The organism is Algibacter sp. (assembly GCF_049667265.1).
In the GTDB taxonomy this organism is placed as follows: Bacteria; Bacteroidota; Bacteroidia; order Flavobacteriales; family Flavobacteriaceae; genus Algibacter_B.
Map to the genome: position 1 here is coordinate 1 of NZ_JBATHX010000302.1, position 2,868 is coordinate 2,868.

At 35.7% G+C, this 2,868-nt stretch carries 2 protein-coding genes and 1 pseudogene; 2 read left to right on the forward strand and 1 reads right to left on the reverse strand.

Going from position 1 to position 2,868, the window contains the following annotated elements:
* Window positions 1-953 (reverse strand): annotated as a pseudogene (locus tag WBN21_RS10955) (hypothetical protein); the annotation flags it as partial.
* A gap of 175 nt (window positions 954-1,128) precedes the next feature.
* Between WBN21_RS10955 and WBN21_RS10960 the strand changes: the two are divergent.
* Entirely contained in the window at window positions 1,129-1,893 is a 765-nt protein-coding gene (locus tag WBN21_RS10960) for an exodeoxyribonuclease III (protein WP_424200211.1), read from the forward strand.
* A gap of 18 nt (window positions 1,894-1,911) precedes the next feature.
* Window positions 1,912-2,868 (forward strand): OmpA family protein, encoded by a 957-nt coding sequence (locus WBN21_RS10965; protein WP_424200213.1) that lies wholly within the window; start codon window positions 1,912-1,914, stop codon window positions 2,866-2,868.

Here is a 2,868-nt window from a genome sequence, read left to right on the forward strand (position 1 = left end):
ATTTCACCTGCATTATAATCCATAATATAATCTTGGTCTTCACCACGTTTTACAGGAATACCATTTACATATACCGTTTCGCTACCCGAAACAATAAGCACAAACAATTCACCATTAGGACCTTGAAGTTTGTAAGGACCTTGATTGCCTTCTAGCGCTGTAAACTGACTTGTTGTAAACTGCCCACGTACAATGGCACCTGCAGCGAATAAATTGGTTCGAGCATCTTGATCACCTAAAATTAAATTAAAATTCAATCCTTGAACACGCTTTGAGAAATTGGCGAAATAGGAGTTGTCATTAACTAAATCAATATCCCCAGCGCGAACATTCCAACGGTCGCTAAATAATTCAATAAAAACCTGGTCAAATTCATCCAAACGTTGAGAATATCCACTTTCTTGCAACGGAATATTTGCATCTTGAATGGATGCTCTTAAAGACACTTTATCGTTTAGTTTTCCTGTTATTTGAAGGTCTAATTCGCTATTTAAAACGGAGTTTTGGTTATTCCCAACCGTAACACCGCGCGAAATACTTCCCGATGTGGTTAATCCATCAAAAGGAATAAAAGTATTTTCGGTATTGGGTTGGGTTAGTTTATATAAGGTTTGGGTATTGCTGTTATCCTCAACAATAATACGTTCGTCTAGTTGTTGGTAGGTTTTAGTTAAGAAATCTGGAAATTTAAGATAGTTGATAATTACAGAATCAGTTTCAATGGGCTTTTTAAAAGTTAAAATGGCTTTTGTAAAATCAACTGAATAATACGTTGAATCAATAATGGTATAATCTTTTTTTCTAATTGTAAATGAATTGGAATTAATACTAACACTATCAATTTTAATGGTGTCTTTTACAGCAACTGTATTGGTTTTATAGTTGGAATTCTGACTTTGCGAAAAGCCAAAATACCCAATAAAAACTATAAGAATGCATGTGTAAAACTTCATCAGATACTTAAACTGTAAATCGTTTAAAATATTTTGTTAATAGCTTCGTTAAAACTCCTGCTACTTTTTATGGTGTAAAAGTAACGCATTATTTATTTTAGCTGAAACCAATTCGATTTTTTAAAAACGGATTGTCCCGATGAAATATGGGAACTCATAATCATTAAAAAGTACTATGAAAATTATATCTTATAACGTAAACGGCATTCGAGCTGCCATAAATAAAGGTTTTATAGAATGGCTTAAAGCAGCAAATCCAGATGTAATTTGCTTGCAAGAAATAAAAGCCATGGAAGAACAATTAGATTTAAGTCTTTTTGAGGAAGCTGGGTACAAGTATAATTACTGGTACAGCGCCGATAAAAAAGGCTATAGTGGTGTGGCTATTTTAAGTAAAACGAAGCCAAAGCACGTTGAATTCGGTACAGGGATAGAATCCATGGATTTTGAAGGCAGAAACATTCGTGCTGATTTTCCTGGATTTTCGGTGATGAGTTTGTATTTGCCATCTGGTACAAATGATGCGCGACTAGATCATAAATTGGAATATATGGATCTGTTTCAAGACTATATCAACACGCTTAAAAAAGATATTCCTAACCTAATTATTTGTGGCGATTATAATATTTGTCATGAGGAGATAGATATTCATAACCCAAAAATGAAAGGTGTCTCAGGATTTTTACCAGTAGAACGCGAGTGGATTGGAAGTTTTATTGATAGCGGTTTTATTGATTCATTCAGGTTTATAAATCCTGATGTACAGCAATATAGCTGGTGGAGTTACCGAGCCAATGCACGTGCCAATAATAAAGGTTGGCGATTAGATTATGCGATGGTTTCAGAGCCATTACAAGAAAATATAAAAAGAGCCGTTATACTTTCTGATGCAGTACATAGTGACCATTGTCCTATTCTTGTAGAAATAGAAAATAAATAAACCAAAACCCAATTATCCATGATAAAAAAAAGCCTATTTACCGTAATGACCCTAGTGGTTTTAGCTTCTTGCGTTTCACCAAAAGTGTATAAAGACTTAGAGTCAAAGTATGCCGATTTAAAAAAGGAAAACAAAAAGCTGTCAACCAGTAACGAAGCACTTTTAAGCGCCAAAACCGCAGCCGAAAACGAATTAAAGCAATTACAGTCAGCCTATGATGAAGCTGTCGAGCAGCGTGATAAATTACAAGGCGAATACCAAGCGGCTAAAGCAAATTTAGATAATTTAAAAGCTTCATACGATGCTTTAGAGAAGAATAGTTCGGCATCCATAGCAGCAAATTCTCAAAAAAACAGAGAATTATTAGCGCAACTTGAAGCAAAGGAACAAGCACTTGCAGCCGAAAATTCAAGACTAGCAAAGCTTAAAAAAGAATTAGAAGATCGATCAAACCGCGTAGCAGAATTAGAGCAAGTTATAGCCTCTAAAGATGCCGCCATGACAGCACTTAAAAATGCTATTTCAAGAGCCTTAACCGATTTTGAGGGGAAAGGTTTAACCGTGGAACAACGCGACGGAAAAGTTTATGTTTCTATGGAAAATAAATTGTTATTCAGTTCAGGAAGTTGGGCTGTTGGAGCCGAAGGCACAAGGGCTGTAAAGCAATTGGGTAGCGTACTTGGCGACAATCCAGATATTGCTGTTTTAATTGAAGGTCATACCGATAATGCGCCATATACCGGAAGCGGGCAACTAAGCGGAAATTGGGATTTATCCACAAAAAGAGCAACTTCTATCGTTAATATTTTACGCGAAAACAATAATATAAATCCTGAGAATTTAACCGCTGCAGGTCGTGGTGAATTTGCACCCGTAGCGTCAAATGAAACCCCAGAAGGGAAGGCAAAAAACAGACGAATAGAAGTCATTTTAACACCAAAGTTAGATGAGCTTTCTAAATTGTTAAGCGAGTAA